General features: G+C 60.3%; 19 protein-coding genes and 1 tRNA gene. 10 read left to right on the forward strand and 10 right to left on the reverse strand.

Annotated elements, in window-relative coordinates; genetic code table 11:
- Positions 1 to 62: 62 nt before the first annotated feature.
- A complete protein-coding gene (locus tag F3I47_RS10355; RefSeq protein ID WP_150028742.1) occupies positions 63 to 1,394 on the forward strand; it encodes a glycoside hydrolase family 28 protein in 1,332 nt (443 codons plus the stop codon).
- Positions 1,395 to 1,446: 52 nt separating this feature from the next.
- Here the strand turns inward: F3I47_RS10355 and F3I47_RS10360 are convergent, their stop codons facing one another.
- Complete coding sequence (locus tag F3I47_RS10360) at positions 1,447 to 2,517, reverse strand: tartrate dehydrogenase (protein ID WP_150028741.1); 1,071 nt, start codon at positions 2,515 to 2,517, stop codon at positions 1,447 to 1,449.
- Positions 2,518 to 2,581: 64 nt separating this feature from the next.
- Between F3I47_RS10360 and F3I47_RS10365 the strand changes: the two genes are divergently transcribed.
- The gene (locus F3I47_RS10365; protein ID WP_150028740.1) at positions 2,582 to 3,523 is read left to right on the forward strand and encodes a LysR family transcriptional regulator; all 942 of its coding nucleotides are present in this window, start codon (positions 2,582 to 2,584) and stop codon (positions 3,521 to 3,523) included.
- Between the two features lie 29 nt (positions 3,524 to 3,552).
- On the opposite strand, the gene F3I47_RS10370 is transcribed toward F3I47_RS10365, so the two are convergent.
- The 3 genes from F3I47_RS10370 to F3I47_RS10380 all read right to left on the reverse strand — a co-directional run bounded on the left by F3I47_RS10370 (position 3,553) and on the right by F3I47_RS10380 (position 5,791).
- A complete protein-coding gene (locus tag F3I47_RS10370; RefSeq protein ID WP_009092527.1) occupies positions 3,553 to 3,846 on the reverse strand; it encodes a DUF1330 domain-containing protein in 294 nt (97 codons plus the stop codon).
- 11 nt (positions 3,847 to 3,857) lie between these two features.
- Complete coding sequence (yghU, locus tag F3I47_RS10375) at positions 3,858 to 4,721, reverse strand: glutathione-dependent disulfide-bond oxidoreductase (protein WP_150028739.1); 864 nt, start codon at positions 4,719 to 4,721, stop codon at positions 3,858 to 3,860.
- Between the two features lie 191 nt (positions 4,722 to 4,912).
- The gene (locus F3I47_RS10380; protein ID WP_009092524.1) at positions 4,913 to 5,791 is read right to left on the reverse strand and encodes a sugar phosphate isomerase/epimerase family protein; all 879 of its coding nucleotides are present in this window, start codon (positions 5,789 to 5,791) and stop codon (positions 4,913 to 4,915) included.
- A gap of 260 nt (positions 5,792 to 6,051) precedes the next feature.
- Between F3I47_RS10380 and F3I47_RS10385 the strand changes: the two genes are divergently transcribed.
- From F3I47_RS10385 to F3I47_RS10395, 3 genes are all read left to right on the forward strand, one after another.
- Positions 6,052 to 7,077 (forward strand): LacI family DNA-binding transcriptional regulator, encoded by a 1,026-nt coding sequence (locus F3I47_RS10385; RefSeq protein ID WP_140922742.1) that lies wholly within the window; start codon positions 6,052 to 6,054, stop codon positions 7,075 to 7,077.
- A gap of 150 nt (positions 7,078 to 7,227) precedes the next feature.
- Complete coding sequence (locus F3I47_RS10390; protein WP_009092521.1) at positions 7,228 to 8,145, forward strand: TIM barrel protein; 918 nt, start codon at positions 7,228 to 7,230, stop codon at positions 8,143 to 8,145.
- Between the two features lie 10 nt (positions 8,146 to 8,155).
- Positions 8,156 to 9,328: a Gfo/Idh/MocA family protein gene (locus tag F3I47_RS10395; RefSeq protein ID WP_150028738.1), complete on the forward strand. Its 1,173-nt coding sequence runs from the start codon at positions 8,156 to 8,158 to the stop codon at positions 9,326 to 9,328.
- Positions 9,329 to 9,340: 12 nt separating this feature from the next.
- Here F3I47_RS10395 and F3I47_RS10400 read toward each other — a convergent pair whose 3' ends face one another.
- From F3I47_RS10400 to F3I47_RS10415, 4 genes are all read right to left on the reverse strand, one after another.
- On the reverse strand, positions 9,341 to 10,072 hold the full coding sequence (locus F3I47_RS10400) for a class II aldolase and adducin N-terminal domain-containing protein (protein ID WP_150028737.1): 732 nt from the start codon (positions 10,070 to 10,072) through the stop codon (positions 9,341 to 9,343).
- Positions 10,073 to 10,137: 65 nt separating this feature from the next.
- Entirely contained in the window at positions 10,138 to 10,950 is an 813-nt protein-coding gene (locus F3I47_RS10405) for a transporter substrate-binding domain-containing protein (protein ID WP_009092518.1), read from the reverse strand.
- Between the two features lie 19 nt (positions 10,951 to 10,969).
- Positions 10,970 to 11,842 (reverse strand): phytanoyl-CoA dioxygenase family protein, encoded by an 873-nt coding sequence (locus F3I47_RS10410; protein WP_046101057.1) that lies wholly within the window; start codon positions 11,840 to 11,842, stop codon positions 10,970 to 10,972.
- A gap of 27 nt (positions 11,843 to 11,869) precedes the next feature.
- On the reverse strand, positions 11,870 to 13,393 hold the full coding sequence (locus F3I47_RS10415) for an amino acid ABC transporter permease/ATP-binding protein (protein WP_150028736.1): 1,524 nt from the start codon (positions 13,391 to 13,393) through the stop codon (positions 11,870 to 11,872).
- A gap of 463 nt (positions 13,394 to 13,856) precedes the next feature.
- Here F3I47_RS10415 and F3I47_RS10420 point away from each other — a divergent pair, with 463 nt between their 5' ends.
- The 5 genes from F3I47_RS10420 to argE all read left to right on the forward strand — a co-directional run bounded on the left by F3I47_RS10420 (position 13,857) and on the right by argE (position 18,451).
- Entirely contained in the window at positions 13,857 to 14,774 is a 918-nt protein-coding gene (locus tag F3I47_RS10420; RefSeq protein WP_046101059.1) for a LysR substrate-binding domain-containing protein, read from the forward strand.
- A gap of 142 nt (positions 14,775 to 14,916) precedes the next feature.
- Positions 14,917 to 16,182 carry an NAD(P)/FAD-dependent oxidoreductase gene (locus tag F3I47_RS10425; protein ID WP_058957031.1) on the forward strand — a complete coding sequence of 422 codons (1,266 nt, stop codon included), beginning with the start codon at positions 14,917 to 14,919 and terminating at the stop codon, positions 16,180 to 16,182.
- 19 nt (positions 16,183 to 16,201) lie between these two features.
- Positions 16,202 to 16,636, forward strand: coding sequence for a RidA family protein (locus tag F3I47_RS10430; protein WP_150028782.1), 435 nt, complete (start codon positions 16,202 to 16,204; stop codon positions 16,634 to 16,636).
- On the forward strand, positions 16,633 to 17,307 hold the full coding sequence (locus F3I47_RS10435) for a DUF1028 domain-containing protein (RefSeq protein ID WP_150028735.1): 675 nt from the start codon (positions 16,633 to 16,635) through the stop codon (positions 17,305 to 17,307). The genes F3I47_RS10430 and F3I47_RS10435 overlap by 4 nt, the downstream gene beginning before the upstream one ends.
- The gene (argE, locus tag F3I47_RS10440) at positions 17,300 to 18,451 is read left to right on the forward strand and encodes an acetylornithine deacetylase (RefSeq protein ID WP_150028734.1); all 1,152 of its coding nucleotides are present in this window, start codon (positions 17,300 to 17,302) and stop codon (positions 18,449 to 18,451) included. Before F3I47_RS10435 ends, argE begins: the two co-directional genes overlap by 8 nt.
- 219 nt (positions 18,452 to 18,670) lie before the next feature.
- Here argE and F3I47_RS10445 read toward each other — a convergent pair.
- A tRNA-Phe gene (locus F3I47_RS10445) sits at positions 18,671 to 18,746 on the reverse strand.
- Between the two features lie 107 nt (positions 18,747 to 18,853).
- A complete protein-coding gene (locus tag F3I47_RS10450; protein WP_009092508.1) occupies positions 18,854 to 19,429 on the reverse strand; it encodes a transcriptional regulator in 576 nt (191 codons plus the stop codon).
- Between the last annotated feature and the right edge of the window lie 48 nt (positions 19,430 to 19,477).

Consider the following 19,477-nt stretch of genomic DNA (forward strand, 5'->3'; position numbering starts at 1 on the left):
AAAGGTTTGCTGCGCCGTTTCGTGCTGCAATTTTTCCTCCTCAAACCTGCGGGAGACGCACCATGCACCTTTCCCTTGCTGATTTTCATCCTGCCGCCGACGGCGAAACCCCGGACACCGCGGTGCTGCAGCGCGCCCTTGACCAGATTGCGGCGGCGGGCGGCGGCCGTCTGACACTGCCTGCCGGACGCTATCGCAGCGGCTGCCTGAATCTGCCCTCAGACATTGAGCTGCATCTCGACGCGGGTGCGGTGCTGATCGCCAGTCAGCAGCTGGCTGACTATCAGGCGGTGCAGGCGCTGAGCTGCGCGGAGAAATCCCACAACGTGCTGCTCTACGCGCTGGGCCAGCGCAATATCACCCTCAGCGGCACCGGCCGCATTGATGGTGAGGGTGACGCCTGGTTTGCCGCTGAGCGGGATGCGCAGGGCTATCGCCTGCCGCACGCTGACCGGCCACGCCTGATTGTGTTTGAAGATTGTGAGCAGGTGACGCTGACCGGCTTTACGCTGGTGCAGGCACCGATGTGGACGGTCCACCTGGTGAGCTGCCGCCATGTGCATATCGATCACCTCACCATCGACAACGCCATGACGATGCCCAACACCGATGCGCTGGATATCGACAGCTGCGAAGCGGTGTTTGTCAGCAACAGCTATTTCAGCGCCGCCGACGATGCCATCTGTATCAAAACCACCCATAAACCCGCCGCACTGCGGCGGCCGGCGCGGCAGATTATGATCACCAACTGCCTGCTGCGCAGCTACAGCTGCGCCCTGAAGATTGGCACCGAAACCTGGGACGATGTGGAAGATGTCACGGTGACCGGCTGCACCATTTTTGATTCGAACCGGGGGATTGGCATTCTGTCGCGCGACGGCGGTGCCATGCGGCGTCTGCTGTTCAGCAATCTGACGTTTGCCTGTCACCACGCGCCGCCCTGTCACTGGGGCAAAGCCGATCCGCTGCATATTTCGGTACGCCGCCGCGATCCCGCCATCACACCCGGCGTCGTGGAGCAGGTGCAGTTCAGTACCATAACCGGCGTGGCCGAGGGGGCGATTAACCTGCATGCGGCAGAACCGGGCTGGATACGCGATGTGGTTATCAGCCAGCTTCAGATGCAGCAGGCGGTGGCGTCATTGCCCCAGGGTCACTACGACATACGGCCGCCCTGCAACCCGGACGCCCCGACCGGCATGGGCCTGGATAACGCCTACCGGGTTGACCCGGCATCCGGAGAAGCATTTGGGGTTGAGTCCTATCCCGGCGGGCTGCCAGGGCTGTTTGCGCGCGGCGTAGAGAACCTGCACCTGCATAACCTGAACATCGTGCGGCCGGATCCCTTACCCGCAGGGTGGCATCCGGCGATGGTCGTCCGGCTACCGGAATAAACAGCGCGGTGGTGAGGGGCCGCCGCCGGGGGCGGGCGGCAGCGAGATTCACTTACAGTGCGGCGGCGATGGCCGCCCCCAGCTCTTCAGTACTGGCGCAGCCACCGAGGTCACGCGTCAGGTGCTTAGCCGCCGCCAGCGTGCGTTCAATGGCATCCAGAACCGCTTCGCCTGCCGCCTTGTAGCCGAGATGCTCCAGCATCATCGCACCGCACCAGATCTGGCCGATGGGATTGGCAATGCCTTTACCGGCGATGTCGGGCGCGGAGCCGTGAACCGGCTCAAACAGGCTGGGAAAGAGACCCTCCGGGTTGATGTTGGCGGAGGGGGCAATGCCGATGGTGCCGGTACAGGCCGGGCCAAGGTCAGAGAGGATATCGCCAAACAGGTTGCTGGCGACGACCACATCGAACCAGTCCGGGTGCAGCACGAAGTTGGCGGTGAGAATATCGATGTGATACTTATCGACGCGAACCTCCGGGAACTGGCCGGACATCGCGTCGACGCGGCTGTCCCAGTAAGGCATGGTGATGGCGATGCCGTTGGATTTGGTGGCCGAGGTCAGATGTTTCTTCGGCCGGCTCTGCGCCAGCTGATAGGCAAACTTCAGAATGCGATCGACGCCGGTGCGCGTCATCACCGTCTCCTGAATCACCACTTCCCGATCGGTGCCAGGGAACATGGTGCCCCCCACGCTGGAGTACTCGCCCTCGGTGTTTTCGCGCACCACATAGAAGTCGATATCGCCCGGCTGGCGATTGGCCAGCGGCGCTTTGACGCCGGGCATCAGGCGCACCGGACGCAGGTTGACGTACTGGTCGAACTCGCGGCGGAACTGTAACAGCGACCCCCACAGGGAGACGTGGTCAGGCACCACCTCCGGCCAGCCGACGGCGCCAAAGTAGATGGCATCGAAGGTTTTCAGCTGCGGGAACCAGTCGTCAGGCAGCATTTTGCCGTGCTGCTGCCAGTACTCAGCGCTGGCGTAATCAAACCACTCCCAGCGCAGCGGAATGTTAAATTTTTCGGCGGCGGCATTCATTACGCGGACGCCTTCCGGCATCACTTCTTTACCGATACCGTCGCCGGGGATCACGGCAATACGATGGATTTTCTCAGTCACAGGGCACCTTTCCGGTTGATGTTCGAATTGTGACCGCAGTATAACTGTCGCTTCCGGGGAAATAATGGGTCTGAAACGCAAACCAGTGTTGAATAAAAGTAGAGAATCCCGCACCTCCACCGATGACCTGGCCTTCTTTGTTCGCCTGGCCGGGCTGGAGAGCCTGACCGCAGCGGCACGTGAGCTGGGTCTGTCGCTGGCGGCCGTCAGCAAACGTCTGAGCCAGCTGGAGCAGCGTCTGGGTGTGCAGTTGCTGCGCCGCACCACACGACGGCTGGAGCTGACGCCGGAAGGCCACCGTTATCTGGCAGGTGCCCGCCCGCTGCTCGATCAGCTGGTGGCGCTGGAAGAGGCGGTCAGCGGTGAAACCGCTCAGCTGCGCGGCTCGCTGAATATCAACGCTTCATTCGGGTTTGGCCGTCGCCATATCGCGCCGTGCGTCTCCGCCTTTGCCGCGCTGCATCCGCAGCTTGCGCTGTCTCTGCACCTCAGCAGCCAGCCGCTGAATTTTCTCGATGCGCACATTGATATCGATATTCGCGTCGGTGAGCCGCCCGACTCGCGGCTGGTGGCGCGTAAGCTGCGAACCAATCCGCGTATTCTCTGCTGTTCCCCCGCTTATGCTGCCCGGCACGGCCTGCCTGCGACGGTCAGCGAGCTGGCGGAACACAACTGCATTCTACTGCGTCAGCACGACAGCGATTTTACCCTGTGGCGACTGACCCGCGGTGAGCAGAGCATCAGCCAGAAGGTGCGCGGCAGTCTGATGACCAACGATGGCGAAGTGGCGATGCGGCTGGCGATGGATGGGCATGGCATTCTGCTGCGTTCCTGGTGGGATGCGCAGCACAGCCTCGCGGCGGGGGATCTGCTGCCGGTGTTGCCTGAATGGCAGGCACCCGATGGCGACATTTTTGCGGTCTGGCAGGCGCAGCGTCAGCTTCCGGCACGCGTGACGGCGTTCGTGGCGTTTCTGCAGCAGACGCTGCAGAAGGTGGAGGCGTAAAAAAGGCGGCATCGCTGCCGCCCTGCGTGTTATTTGTCGATGCCCTGCACCAGCACCACGCGATAGTTCGCCCCTTTCAGACGGTGCGCTTTGGCAGCCTGATATTCCGGGCTGTCATACCAGGCGTGCGCCGCTTCGCGGGTCGGGAATTCCAGAATCACCACGCCTTCCGCTTCCGGACCTTCCAGCGTTTCCAGCGCGCCATAAAAGGCGAGCGGATTGATCGGATGATCGCCGCGTGCCTGGCCCGCTTTCTCAGAATAGGTGTTCATTTCGTCCTGGTTCAGGGTGTTATCACGAATAAATACGACGTATGCACTCACAGGTTAGCTCCTTACGCTTTTTTATCCTGGGTCTGGGTATCGAAGTCAGCAGCATCATGACGCTCATGCAGCTGATCGGCCGGGTCGCCCATGACACGATTGACCTTGCGGCCACGAATGACAGCGGGACGCTGCGCGATCTCTTTCGCCCAGCGCACCACATTTTTATAGGACTGCACATCCAGGAATTCCGCCGCGCCATACTGATCATTCAGCACCATGTTGCCGTACCACGGCCAGGTGGCGATGTCAGCGATGGTGTAATCCTCACCGGCCAGATAGCGATGATCTGCCAGCTGGCGGTCCAGCACGTCGAGCTGACGCTTCGCTTCCAGCGTGAAGCGGTTAATGGCGTACTCAATTTTTTCCGGCGCATAGTGATAGAAATGACCAAAACCGCCACCGAGGTAAGGCGCAGAGCCCTGCAGCCAGAAGAGCCAGTTCAGGGTTTCAGTGCGGCCGGCGATATCTTTTGGCAGGAAGTAGCCATACTTTTCCGCCAGATAGAGCAGGATATTGCCCGACTCGAACACCCGCAGCGGCGGGGTGACGGAGTGATCGCTCAGCGCCGGGATTTTTGAGTTAGGATTCACGTCCACAAACCCGCTGGAGAACTGATCCCCCTCGCCAATACGGATCAGCCAGGCATCATATTCTGCGTCGTTAACGTTCAGCGCCAGCAGCTCTTCCAGCAGGATCGTCACTTTCTGACCGTTCGGCGTGCCGAGTGAGTAGAGCTGTAAAGGGTGTTTACCGACCGGCAGCGCTTTTTCATGGGTAGGACCCGCGAACGGACGATTAGTTTTCGCGCCGTTGCCTTTGGCTTCAGGATCCCAGTTCCAGACTGTTGCAGGCTGATATGCATTTTCCGACATAATAAACGTTCGCCTCGTGGTGTGATGTTTGTCTGGAGTGTAGCAGGTGCTGAAAAGGCGGTTTAACTCTGCTGGCTGCGTGAGGGCGCGCGGCAATCCGCTGATGTCTGGGCGATCGGGAAGATGAAAAAAGGAAAAGCGGGGCGGTTATCGCCCCGGAGGATCACTGCCGGGCTGCATGGCTGCGGGGATCAGAGCAGTTCGCGCTCAATCCGTTCGCGGGTTTCGATGGCCTGAACCGACATCTTTTCCGGGTAGCCAAACAGCGAGGCCGCGATGATCGGCTCTCCGCCAACTTTGTAACGGCGTGTGGCAAAGCCGGTGTCGCGCAGGGTCTGGAAGAGAGTGTCGAAATCGACCTCACCTTCACCAACGCCGACGTGCTGATGAATAGTGGCGTCGACGCCTGGCGGATTGACGATGTAGCGGCAGTGGCGGGTGTGGTTCATGGTGTCGGCAATCAGCATATGGGAGAGATCGTCTCCGGCATACTCCAGCATCGGTTTCACATCGCCTTTGCCTTTGTCATAGAAGAAGGTGTGCGGCGCACTGTAGATATACTTCACGTTATCGCTGCGGAACGACTTCACGATATCCACGGTTTCGTTGTTCTCTTCGCAGAAGTCCCACGGATGCGCCTGAATTTCGACGCGTATTCCTTCACGTTCGAGGATCGGCAGCAGCTCCTCCATCGAGCGATAGAACATCTCTTCGCAGATTTCCGGCTCGTTTGGCGTGCCGGAGAGTTCGGTATTGATCACTGGTACCCCCATCTCAACCGCGATCTCAATCATCCGCTTCCAGTTCTTCACCGCCGCCTGACGACGCAGCTCATCCGGGCCGGACCAGCGATAGACGACGATAAACGAGGAGATCGCCAGGCCGGTCGCACGCAGCGCATTTTTATATTCGGTGATGATTTCGCGGCTGGCTTTGGGATGTTTATAAAACGGGTTGATCTGTGGATGCGGCGACTGTTCGATATATTGATATCCCCAGTCGGCGACCTGATGAACCATACGGGTGATGCCCAGCTCTTTAATCACATCCACATCAAAAGCGATTTTCATCTCTCTGCTCCGGCAAGGTTGAAGGAACGGTTCCTGAGTGAAGAGGACGCCTGTTTGCGCGCCGCTTTCGCACAAGCTTTTCACCGGTTTTAGCAAATGACTGTTTTAAAGAGAACGCAGAAAGAAACGGATGTTTCATTTTTGCGAAAGCGATCAACTTTGCGTGAGATTTTCTATCAAATAAATGAGAGAAAAAGAGCGTGCCGGGATAGAGTGTTACCGTCAGTCACCACAACAGAGCGTGAAGAGGGAGAAACAGGATGCCAAAAGTGACGATGACCGCCGTTGCCCAGGCGGCGGGCGTGGGGGTAGCCACAGTGGATCGGGTGCTGAACCGTCGCGCACCGGTGCGCAGCGCCACAGAGCAGAAGGTGATGGCGGCCGCCAAATCGCTGGGCTATCAGCTGACACAGGCCCACAGCCAGCATATCGCGTCGCCCGCCGCGCAGGCGTTACGCTTTGGCTTTATCCTGCTGCCCGCGCGCTATTCGCTCTATCAGCAGTTGGGCGAGGCGCTGAAACAGCAGGCGGAGCAGCAGCAGCCTGCAGGCAGTGAACCGGTCTTCTGCTGGCATGATATTCATGACGTGGAGGCGGTTGCCCGTTCAGTGCGGCAGCTGGCGCAGTGCTGCGACGTGATCGCGCTGGTGGCGCTGGATCATCCGCTGATTCGTCACGCGATTCAGGATGTTTCGCGGCTCGGCGTGCGGGTTTACGCCCTGTTCTCCGACTTCTCCGCCTGTGAACATGCAGGCTTTATCGGCATCGACAGCCAGAAGGCGGGACGCACTGCCGCCTGGATGGCCCGCCACCTGCTGCGCCGGCCAGGGTGCGTGGGCGTGCTGATCGGCGACCATCGCTTTACCTGTCAGGAGAGCAGCGAAATCAGTTTTCGCTCCTCCCTGCGCGAGTCGGGCATCAGCCAGCGCGTGCTGGAGCCGCTGAAAACGCACGAGACGGCAGAGGGGGGTTACCAGGCCACCCGGGCGCTGCTGGAGAGTCATGACGATCTGGTCATGATTTATGCCCCCTGCGGCGGCATTGAGGGCGTGGTGCAGGCGCTGCGTGAGAGCGGACGCACGCAGATTGACCTGGTGTGCCACGGCCCGCTGCCTGGCGACGAGCTGGCGCTGATTGACGGCACCATCACGCTGATGCTGCGCCATCGTATTGAGGCGATGGCCGAAGCGGTGGTCTCGGCCTGTCTGAACGGGCGGATGGAGCCGCGGGCTCATTTTGCGCAGATTACCGTGCCCTTTGAGATCGTGACGCGGGAAAACCTGTAGAAAGAAGGTGTTAGCTTTTTAATGATAGAAATCTATCATTTAATGCAATTTTTAAAAGCGATCTCTATCAAAAAATGAAACTTTCATCGTTGTCTAAGATGAAACGTTTGTTTGATACTGCCGGCAGTTCTTACTGCAGAGGCAGACACGATGACCTTTCACATTGCTAATGCGCCCTGTAGCTGGGGCGTGGACGATCCCGCCAATCCCTGGCTGCCACCCTGGCAGAAAGTCCTGACCGAGGCCGCGCAGGCGGGCTATCCGGCCATCGAACTGGGGCCGTGGGGCTACCTGCCCACCGATCCGGCTGAGCTGACCCGGCAGCTCAATGCGCATCAGCTTTCGCTGGTGGCGGGCACGATCTTTGACGATCTGGTCAGTGAGGCCCATTTCCCCACCCTGGTGACGCTGACTCACAACCTCTGCCGCACGCTCGCCCGTGTCCCGACAGCAGCGAAAACCCCGGGAGCCAGCGCGCCCTATCTGGTGATTATCGACTTCGGCAATCCGGAACGGGCGAAATATGCCGGTCAGTCAGAGAAGGCCCCCCGGCTCTCCGCGGATGCGTGGCAGCGCATGATGCAGCACATCACCATTCTGAGCGACATTGCCTGGCGGGAGTATGGCGTGCGGCCGGTGATCCATCCGCACGCGGGTGGCTGCATCGAATTCGCCGACGAGCTGGCGCAGCTGGTCAGGGATATTCCGCATCAGGTCGCGGGGCTGTGCCTGGATACCGGCCACCTCTGTTACGCCGGGATGGACCCGGTGGCGGCGCTGCAAAAGTACTGGACGCGCATCGACTATCTCCATTTTAAAGATGTGAATCTGCGGGTCTGGCAGGACGCCATCACGCGCGGAGTCGACTTCTTCACCGCCTGCGCGGAGGGCGTCATGTGCCCGCTGGGCCAGGGCGCAATCGACTATCCGGCCGTGCATGCGCTGCTGACGGAACGCCATTACCGCGGCTGGATCACCATTGAACAGGAGCGTGACCCACGCCATGCCGACACCAGCCTGCGCGATGTGAAAGCCAGCCTGGACTATCTCCGATCAACAGGATTCTGAGGGCAACAGCATGATTAACGGAAAAAAAGCGGCTAATCGCTCACTGCGCTGGGGGATGATCGGCGGCGGCGGCACCAGCCAGATCGGCTACATCCACCGTTCGGCGGCGCAGCGTGACGGTAACTTCACGCTGCTGGCGGGCGCATTCGATATTGATGCCGGGCGCGGACGCGAGTTTGGTCAGGCGCTGGGCGTGGCGCCCGATCGCTGCTATCCCGATTACGCCAGCCTCTTCTCCTGCGAGGCTGCGCGGGAAGAGGGGATTGAAGCGGTGTCCATCGCCACGCCAAACAACACCCACTTTGCCATCTGTCGGGCAGCGCTGAATGCCGGACTGCATGTGGTGTGTGAGAAGCCGCTCTGTTTTACGGTCGATGAGGCCGATGAGCTCGAGCAGCTCAGCCGGGAGAAGCAGAAGATTGTTGGCGTCACCTACGGCTACGCCGGGCATCAGCTGATCCATCAGGCCAGAGAGATGATCGCGGCAGGGGCGCTGGGCGAGATTCGCATTGTGAACATGCAGTTTGCTCACGGTTTCCATAATGAGGCGGTGGAGCTGCAGAGTGAAAGTACCCGCTGGCGGGTAGACCCGCGTTTTGTCGGGCCGAGCTATGTATTAGGCGATCTGGCCACGCATCCGCTGTTTATCGCCGAAACCATGCTGCCGCAGCTGAAGATGACGCGGCTGCTCTGTGCGCGCCAGAGCTTTGTTGCCTCGCGCGCGCCGCTGGAGGATAACGCTTTTGTGATGATGGAGTATGACAACGGCGCGGTCGGCACGCTCTGGGCATCGGCGGTCAATGCCGGTTCCATGCATGGGCAGAAGATTCGCGTCGTTGGCGCGAAAGCCAGCCTGGAGTGGTGGGATGAGCAGCCCAACCAGCTGCGCTATGAAGTGCAGGGTGAGCCGGTGCGGATTCTGGAGCGTGGCATGGGCTATCTCACCCCGCGCGCGCTGGAAGAGGATCGCATCGGCGGCGGGCATCCGGAGGGGCTGTTTGAGGCCTGGTCAAATCTCTATCGCCGCTTCGCGCTGGCGATGGACGCCACCGATCGCCGCGACACCGCTTTCCTGCAGGATTTCTGGTATCCCGATGTGCATGCCGGATTAACCGGCGTGCGCTGGGTCGCGCAGTGCGTGAAATCGGCAGAGGCGGGCGCGGTCTGGGTGCCGTGCGCGTGAGCGGCTGACAGGCTAGTCGAGCAGCGAGGGATCGGCGGCGACCATCAGCGCTTTCATCTCCTCGAAATGCTGGCGTGAAAAGTCGGGTATCCCTTCCCAGGCACGCGCCGTCTTCTCCGCCACCGCGTCGCTGAGGATCTTCAACGGCTGGCCGGTAGACCAGGCGGTCACGAGGATCTGACAGGCGCGCTCCAGCGTCCAGATATCGTCAAAGGCTTCGCCGATGTTTGCCGACGTGACCATCACGCCGTGGTTGCCCATCAGCAGACGACTCTTGCCCGCCAGCAGACCCGCCAGCCGTGCGCCTTCCTCAGCCGTGTCCGCCATGCCGCCGTACAGGGTGTCGATCGCCACACGGTTAAAGTAGCGGGCGGTGTTCTGGTCGACCGGCGGGATATGCGGCTCAGCCAGGCAGGCGACGCTGGTGGTGTAAATCGGGTGGAGATGCAGCACCACGCGCGCCTCCGGCAGCCGCTGATGGATCTGACCGTGAATCGACCAGGCGGTGGCGTCCACGTCGTCGCGCTGCGCGCAGGCGGGGTCATCGGCGTTGAGCAGCAGCAGATCGCTGGCGCGGATGCGGGAAAAGTGCTTCCACTTCGGGTTAAGCAGAAACTGCCGGCCATCCGCAGAGACCGCCGCGCTGAAGTGATTTGCGACCGCCTCGTGCATGCCGAGATGCGCAATAATGCGAAAGGTCGCAGCAAGATCGATGCGGGTCTGTTCTTCAAATGAGAGCGCCATAAATCTCTCCTGATGGGGGGTAAGAAAGGAAGGCGGGCGTCGGTTCGCTGACGCCCGCATCGGGATTACGGCGTCGGCATCAGGGTTTTAATATCCTCTGCGCTGGGTGCCTCAAAGTTATATTTCTTCAGCAGAGCGGCGTACTCCGGGGTTTTGCTGTACTTCTCCAGCCCGTCGATCAGCGCCTGCTTAACCTCATCGTTGCCTTTCTTCACGCCGAAACCGTTAAGCACCGGGTAGATCAGCGTTTCTGACGAGATCTGCACGCGGTTGCCCAGCTTCTGCACCACGCCGCGCGCGACGGCGGCATCGGTGATCTGCGCTTCAACCGCATGCGAAAGCATCGCCTGAGTGGTCTGCGGATCGGTGGTGTATTCGCTGATGGCGATCGGCGGCTTGCCATTTTTTACGCAGTAGTCGGCTGAGAGCTTGTGCAGCTGCTGCAGCCAGGAGGTGGCACCCATTGAGCCAATTTTGTGACCACAAAATTCTTCCGGCGTTTTCGGCTGGTAGGCGGCCCCTTTCAGCGATAGGATCGCCTCACCGCTCTTGAGATAGGGGATCATATCGATCACCTTCAGACGCTCGGCGGTGATGTACATTGAGGAGTTGGTGATATCGAAACGGTTACCCTGCAGACCGGTAATCAGGTTGGGGAAGCGGGTGTCGAGGTTAACCGCCTGTCGGCCCATCACTTTTGCCAGCCCGTCGAGAAACTCGATGTCGAAGCCCGCCGGTTTATTGTTCTCAATGTACTCATAAGGGAAGAAGGTCATGTCAGAGCCGGCGATAATTTTTCCCGGCTGCTGGAACGCCGACGCGCTAAACGACCCCAGCGCGATGCTGGCGGCTAAAAAAGTCAGGGCAACAGATTTCATAAAGCCTCCGTGGTGGCGGTTACGCGCGGGCAGGATCGGTTCCGGCCTGCTGGACAAAAAAGGATGCGCCGCTCGGTTTCTGCGGCAGACGGAACTCATTAACGGTACTGCGCACCATGCCGCTCTCTTCGCCTGCGACCAGGGTGCCGGCATCCCGGCTTGGCAGCGGGTTTTCGCCAAAGGGCAGCGCATCTTCCGCCGCGTAGACGGCGATAAATAGCGTGCGCGGCAGCTCGGTCTCGTTCGGGCTGGAGGCGTGCAGCAGGCGGGTATGCATAAAGCAGACCGAACCGGGCGGTCCGAAACAGGCCGCAGGCTGCGAACACGCCGCCCCGACCACGCTTTTATCGACCGCGCCGGTGAAACGGCCGTTTTGCCAGTGAGAGTAGAGCGGCCCTTTGTGGCTGCCCGGCACCACGTTCAGCGGGCCATTTTCCGGCGTCACTTCACTCACCATCAGCAGCGCGGTGACAATGTCGTCGTTGCTGTGCGGCGTAAAGAGAAAATCCTGATGCCACTCCACTTTGGTCGCGGTGTGCGGCAGCTTGGAGTTGATCTTGCTGTGGTGAAAGCGTGCGCCCTGACTGCCGGTGAGCTGACCGGCGATCTGCGCCATACGCGACTGAAGCGCGGCGTGGCGATAGGCGGCGGAAATCTCCGTTGGCGAGCTGACGCGGCGCAGCGACGGATGGTCGGCGCGATGATCCTCTTCCAGATCGAAACGCGCGCGGCCATCCAGCGTCTCGCCCCAGGCCGCCTGATGAGTGCGGCTCTCTTCCACCCAGCCATCAAAGTCCTGCTGCAGCGCGGCGATGTCGTCGGCGCTGAGGACATTCTCCACCACCAGAAAACCCTGCTGGTGATACTGCTCTACCTGCCACTGCTCGATCATGATTTTCCCCTCGTGCGGATAAATGGGTTAAGCCAGAGAAACATCCTTCAGAAAGGCTTCCACGCGCGGATGCTCTCCGCTGCGCATTGCCTGAGGCGCGTCATCACAGACCACACGCCCTTTTTCCATAAATACGATGCGGTCAGAGACCTTAAAGGCGAAGTTCATCTCGTGGGTCACGATCACCATCGTGATGCCTTCGTGCGCCAGGGTTTCGATCACCTGCAACACCTCATTTACCTTTTCCGGATCGAGCGCGGAGGTCGGCTCATCAAACAGCATGATCTGCGGGCGCATCATCAGGGCGCGGGCGATAGCCACGCGCTGCTGCTGGCCGCCGGAGAGCTGGTGCGGATATTTCCATGCGTGATCCAGCATGCCTACTTTATGCAGCAGTTCGCAGGCGTGCTGTTTGAGTTCATCACGCGAGGCCAGCCGGTGATAGCGCGGCGCCAGCATCAGGTTGTCGAGGGCGCTGAGATGCGGGAACAGGTTAAAGCTCTGGAACACCATGCCGATGCTGAGGCGGTGCTCGGCATGCTCAATGAAGCGCGGCTTCTGCTCGCCCTGCTGGCTGAGATGGATAAAGGGCTGGCCGTTAATGCGGATTTCGCCATTATCGATCTGCTCCAGCCCGTTCAGCAGGCGGATCAGCGTGGTTTTGCCGGAGCCGGACGGTCCGATGACCGACACCACTTCACCCGGCTGAATTTGCAGGCTGACCGCCCCCAGCACCTCAACGTTGTTATAGGCTTTATGCAGCCGTGATGCCTGCAGCGCCGGGCCGCTGCTCTGCGCCACCGGACGGGCGAGCGGGGTGGCCGCGCGACGCTGCGCCAGGGCATAGAGCGCGTCATCCACCTTGCCAGCCGGGCGGCGCTGGGTAACGTCGAGATAGCGCTCCAGCTGTTTCAGCAGAAAATCGAACACCGTGACAATCAGCACGTAGTAGCAGGCGACCGCCGCCATGGTTTCCATGACCAGAAAGTTCTGCGAATAGAGGCGCTGGCCGACCATCAGGATCTCGGTCAGGGAGATCACCGACACCAGCGAGCTGAGCTTCACGATGGCGATATATTCGTTTGCCAGCGCGGGCAGGGCGACGCGCACCGCCTGCGGAATAATGATGCGCCACTGGATACCGGCGAAGCGCAGCCCCAGGGCGCGGGCGGCCTCACTCTGGCCTTTTGGAATAGAGAGCAGCCCGCCGCGATGAATTTCAGCGATGTAGGCACTTTCACTGAGCACCATGGCAATCAGGCCCGCCCAGAAGGGATCGCTGAGCAGGGCGGAGGTGCCCGGTGCGGCCTGCGGCAGGTTGTAGACAAAAATCAGCAGCACCAGCAGCGGCAGGCTGCGGAACAGCCAGATATAGCCGCGAGCCGGCAGGCTGAACACCAGGCGGTTCGACTGCTTTGCCAGCGCGAGCACAAATCCCACGACGATACTGATGCCCCAGGTGAGTAAACTCAGTTTTATGACGGTCCAGCTCGCCAGCCAGAATTCGGCGTCGCTGAACAGGCTGAACATATAGTTCCAGTTAAAAGTCATGAGGCATTTCACTCGCTTAAATAACGCGAATTTCAGAAATAAAAATTCGCCGCTGTCGATTGATTGACACTATGGCGGCTGCGGCTAATTTCAGGCAATTAGTAAATTGCTGCCTTCAGACTTTAAAAAAACTATCCAGTAAAAAAAGAGGGCGCGAAACATACATGGCGCTGATTAATTTAAACAGGGAATCTTTTCCATACGGGAAATTAAATTGTCTCCTCTGCCTGCTCTGAAAAAGAGCAGCCCTGAGCCAAAATGAGGCAATAAAAAAATTAAGACGTATGGGTGACAAAATAAAATCGCTTCCGGCCATGAAATATCAGTCACAAAGCGAATGAAGCGATCCGCGTCGCGTTCGGGGACGCTGCCCGTTTACGGGGCGCAGGAGTGGCATGACCCTTGCAGCAGAAGAGAACCTGCCAGAAAGTGCGCCAGCCGAGCGCGCTAACAGAGATAATTTATGATGCGATTCACGCTGAAACAGCTTAAGTACTTCGTCACGGTGGTCGAAACCGAGAGCATCGCCGAAGCGTCACGCCAGCTGCATATCGCGCAGCCCTCTATCTCCATTGCCATCAAAAATCTCGAAGATACCTTTGACCAGCAGCTGTTTATCCGCCACCACGCTCAGGGCGTCTCTCTGACGCCGGGCGGTCGCCGCTTCTACGAGAAGGCGCGCGATCTGCTGCGCCTCTCCTATGAGTTTGAACAGAACTCGCGCGCCGAGCATCAGCTGGTTTCCGGCACCATCGCCGTCGGCTGCTTTGAGTCGGCTGCGCCGCTCTATCTGCCCAGACTCATTGCCGGGTTTAAAAAAATCTATCCCGATATCACCATTGAACTCTATGACGGCGAGCAGCATGAGCTGATGCATGGGCTGCACCGCGGTCGTTTCGATCTGGCGTTTCTCTACGATCTCGATCTTGACCACTCCATCAAAAAAGAGCCGCTGAACGCGCCGCATCGCCCCTATGCGCTGCTGCCCGCCGCGCATCCGCTGGCGAGTCAGGCGACGGTGACGCTGCAGCAACTGAGCCGCGAGCCGATGATCCTGCTGGATGCGATTCCGAGCAAAAATTACTTTATCCGCATCTTTAAAGAGAAGGGCTACCATCCCGACGTCGCCTACAGCTCGCCGTCGATTGAGATGGTGCGCTGCATGGTAGGCCAGGGATTAGGTTTTTCCGTGCTGGTGACGCGTCCCTGTTCTGATATGACCTATGACGGGCAGCAATTAATTCATCTGGAGATAGAAGATGAGATGGCGGACTCGACGCTCATTATGGCTTACCTGCAAAATAATGAGCCAACCCGACCGGCGCAATTATTTATGGAGTATTGTCGTCGCGCCGAACTATTTCCGGTTGCGGCGCGTTAATAATGCGCCTGGCGCGCAGCCTAATAAATTCCTATGCAGGTGTTAGCTTTATAATATTTTACCCGCTCTGTCGGCTCAAATAGTCTTGGAAACCTCTCCTATGGTGAATATATCAGCCGGCGGCTGGTTGAAGGACGCGGAAATGACAGAGATGAAAACAGAAATTGATACCCTGGTGATTGGCGCCGGGCAGGCGGGTGTCGCCATGAGCGAACACCTGAGCCGCCTCGACGTTCCGCATCTGGTGCTGGAGAAAAACCGTATAGCCGAGGCCTGGCGCAGCGGACGCTGGGATTCGCTGGTGGCCAACGGTCCCGCCTGGCACGACCGTTTTCCCGGTATGGCCTTTCCGGGATGCGAACCCGACAGCTTCGTCGCCAAAGAGAAGGTGGCGGACTACTTCGTCGCCTATGCAGAGAAGTTTCGCGCGCCGATCCGCACCGGCGTCGAGGTGCTGCACGTGGCACGCAACAGCGGGCGCGCAGGCTTTACCGTGCGCACCTCGGAGGGCGTCATTGAAGCGCAGCGCATCGTCGCGGCCACCGGCCCCTTTCAGAAGCCGGTCATTCCGCCAGTCGCGCCGGAGAGCGACCGTCTGACACAGCTCCACTCGGCGGACTATCGCAATCCGCAGCAGCTGCCGGAGGGGGGCGTGCTGGTCATCGGGGCGGGCTCTTCCGGCGTGCAGATCGCCGATGAGCTGCAGCGCGCCGGAAAAACCGTCTATCTCTCCGTGGGTCCGCACGATCGTCCGCCGCGCGCCTATCGTCAGCGCGACTTCTGCTGGTGGCTCGGCGTACTGGGCATGTGGGATGCGGCGGCCAGCCAGCCGGGCAAAGAGCATGTCACTATCGCGGTAAGCGGGGCGCGCGGCGGCCATACGGTGGATTTCCGCGCCCTGGCGCACCAGGGGGTGAATCTGGTGGGCATGACGCAGGCGTTCGACGGCGACACGGTGCGCTTTCAGCCCGACCTTGCGCAGAACATCGCGCGCGGCGACGCCAGCTATCTGGCGCTGCTGGATGCGGCGGATGCCTGGATTGCCCGCAACGGACTCGATCTGCCGGAAGAGCCGGAGGCGCGTCACTTTATGCCCGATCCCCACTGTGTGACTCATCCGCTCAGCGAACTCGACCTTGCCCGCGCGGGCGTGACCAGCCTCATCTGGGCGACCGGCTATGTGGCGGATTACAGCTGGCTGGCGGTCGACGCTTTCGATGAGAAAGGGAAACCGCAGCACCATCGTGGCGTATCCACCGAGCCGGGCGTCTACTTTCTCGGCCTGCCCTGGCTCTCCCGCCGCGGCTCTACCTTTATCTGGGGCGTGTGGCACGACGCAAAATATATCGCTGACCAGATTGCGATTCAGCGCCAGTACCAGCACTACCCGACCGCGTCGTCCTTATAAACCGAGCAGGAGAGCAATGATGCCAACCCATACCCGCATCCGCATGTTCAACACCAAAGAGACCTATCCCAACCAGGCGCTCGACAACGATCTCTGTCAGGCCGTGCGTGCAGGCAACACCGTTTATGTGCGCGGCCAGGTCGGCACCGACTTCGACGGTAATCTGGTCGGGCTGGGGGAGCCTGGCGTGCAGGCGGCACAGGCGATGAAGAACGTGAAGCAGCTGCTGGAAGAGGCGGGCAGTGACCTGTCGCATATTGTGAAAACCACCACCTATATCACCGATCCGCGCTTCCGCGAGCCGGTCTATCTGGAAGTCGGTAAATGGCTGAAGGGCGTTTTCCCGATCTCGACCGGGCTGGTGGTTTCGGCGCTGGCGCAGCCGCAGTGGCTGATGGAGATCGACGTGATTGCGGTGATCCCGGATAACTGGCACCGCCAGGAGGCGCAATGACCCTTTCAATAAGTGCGCGTTGCGAAGAGAGCGGGCAGCTGGGCGTCGCCATCAGCTCCTCCAGCATTGCGGTCGGGGCACGCTGCCCCTGGCTGCAGGCGGGGACGGGAGCGGTCTCCAGCCAGAATATTACGCTGCCCGCACTGGGACAGCAGATTCTGGCGCAGCTGGAAGTGGGTGCTTCAGCGCAGGAGGCGCTGAGGCTGGCTCTCGCGGAGGATCGCTTCAGTGAGTATCGTCAGGTCACGGTGATCGATTCCGGCGGTGAGGTGGCCCACTTCAGCGGCAGCGAAACCCTGGGCGTCTGGAAGGTCGCGCAGGGAGAAAACTGCGTGGCGGCGGGCAATATGCTGGCCGACGGCGCGGTGATCGATGCGATGATTGCGGCCTTTCACGCCTCCTCCGGCGAGCTGACCAGCCGGCTGATCGCCGCGCTGCAGGCGGGGATTGCGCGAGGCGGCGAGGCGGGGCCGGTACACTCTGCCGCCGTGAAGGTGGTGGATGACTACACGTGGCCACTGGTAGATCTGCGGGTGGACTGGGCCGATGAGGATCCGGTCGGCGAACTGTCACGCCTGTGGCTCGCCTACGAACCGCAGATGGAGGCCTACGTGACGCGCGCCCTCGACCCGCGCGAGGCACCGGCCTATGGCGTGCCAGGCGATGAATAGTGCACTGCGCGAGACGCTCTCGGCCCTGCTCGCCTTTGATACCACCAGCCGCGAATCGAACCTGGCGCTGATCGCCTTTATCCGTGACGCCCTGGCACAGCGCGGCATGACGGCTGAGCTTTTTTATAACGAGAGCGGAACGAAAGCTAACCTGTATGCACGACTGGGACCGGCGGGCGATGGCGGCGTGCTGCTGTCGGGTCACACCGACGTGGTGCCGGTCGACGGCCAGCGCTGGACGGTTCCCCCCTTTGCACTGACGGAGCGCGACGGACGCTGCTATGGCCGCGGCAGCGCCGACATGAAAGGATTTATCGCCTGCGTGCTTGCTTCGCTGGATCGCTTCCTGGCGCAGCCGCTGCGTATGCCGCTTCATCTGGCGTTTTCCTATGACGAAGAGGTGGGCTGCCTGGGCGTGCGTTCGCTGGTGGCGCACCTGCGGGCGTCGCCGGAGAGACCGGCGCTCTGCATTATCGGCGAACCGACCCATATGCAGCCGGTTTATGGTCATAAGGGAAAGGTGGCGATGCGCTGTCAGGTGCGAGGCCACGCCTGCCACTCCGCCTATGCGCCGTCCGGCGTCAACGCTATTGAGCAGGCGGCGAAGCTGATTAACCACATCACCCGCGTCGGTACGGCGCTACAGCAGACGCAGGATGCGCGGTTCGATCCGCCATTCAGCACGCTGCAGGTCGGCACGATTCAGGGGGGGACGTCGCTGAATATTGTGCCGCAGGATTGTCAGTTCGATTTTGAGCTGCGCACGCTACCCACGGCCGATGCCGGGGCGGTGCTGGAGGATATTGCGGCCTTTGCGCGTCATCAGCTGCTGCCCGCTATGCGGGAGAAGGCACCAGAGAGCGATATTGCTTTTGAGCCGCTGGGAGCCTATCCCGGTCTGTTAACCGATCCACAGAGCGACTTCGCCCGCTGGCTGGCTGACTGGAGCGGCAGCGAGGCCTTCTCTACCGTGGCCTTTGGCACGGAAGGGGGGTTATTTAATGAGGTGGGGATCGCCACGCTGATTTGCGGGCCGGGCAGTATGGCGCAGGGACATAAAGCGGATGAATTTGTCGCGGTGGCGCAGCTTGAACGCTGCATGGCGATGCTGGGTCATCTCTGCGACTGGATGCGTGCGGCGTAATGGCCGTGCCGTTGCGCTGCTGCATAAAAGCAAAAACCCGCCAGAGGCGGGTTCTTTAAATATGGTGCCCGAACCCGGACAAAAATGCCGGGAGCATTTTTGCATCGTGCGCCAGCACGACCCGAAGGGCGTGCCACAGGATGTGGCGCGTGTATCGAACGTTCGATAACGGGTTCGCTCTGAAAAGCAAAAACCCGCCAGAGGCGGGTTCTTTAAAAATGGTGCCCGAACCCGGAATCGAACCAGGGACACGGGGATTTTCAATCCCCTGCTCTACCGACTGAGCTATTCGGGCAACGGGGCGCATTAAACCGTAAAGGCCGCAGGCCGTCAACGGCTTTCACTAAAAAACCCCGGAAAACGTGACTGATTGCCTGCTTTTCAGTCAAAAGGGATAAAACCTCAGGCCAGCGCCCCGTTTTTGCGGCACAGCGCGATGTTGTAAACATCTTCCGCCAGGCGCTGAGCGGTGGCGACATCCTGCACGTTGCGCTTCACCAGCAGCTTGCTCAGGCAGCCCTCAAGAATCAGCTCCATCTGGTCGGCGACCATGCTGGGGTTATCCAGACCCTGTTCCACCAGAATCTCATGAGTAAACTGCCAGGAGCCGCGTTTCTGCTGCTCGGCCAGCTGGTGAATGGGCTGATCGGGCTGCGGGTAGAAGCTGCAGGCGGCGATAAACAGGCAGCCCGGAAAACGCCCTTTACTGACCTGTTCACTCAGGACTTCATAGCGTGCCATCAGCTTCTGATCTGCCGACAGCGACCCATCCAGCAGGATCTGGCGACGCCAGGTTTCAATCTGCTGCCCGTGATAGCGCAGCGCATCGTAGAGCAGGGCGTCGCGGTCGGGCCAGAACAGCCGGAGCTGCTCTGAAGGTAATCCGGAACCCGCCAGGTTTTCCAATGAGAGGGTGGCGGCGAGGCCGTTCTGTTCAAGCACATTCAATGCATGCTCGAGTATCTGTTCACGCTGCAAGTGACTCTCCTCTGGTATGCAGGCCCGGCTGTTTTACCGGGCAATGAC

This window comes from Pantoea sp. M_10, assembly GCF_008631515.1.
In the GTDB taxonomy this organism is placed as follows: domain Bacteria; phylum Pseudomonadota; class Gammaproteobacteria; order Enterobacterales; family Enterobacteriaceae; genus Pantoea; species Pantoea anthophila.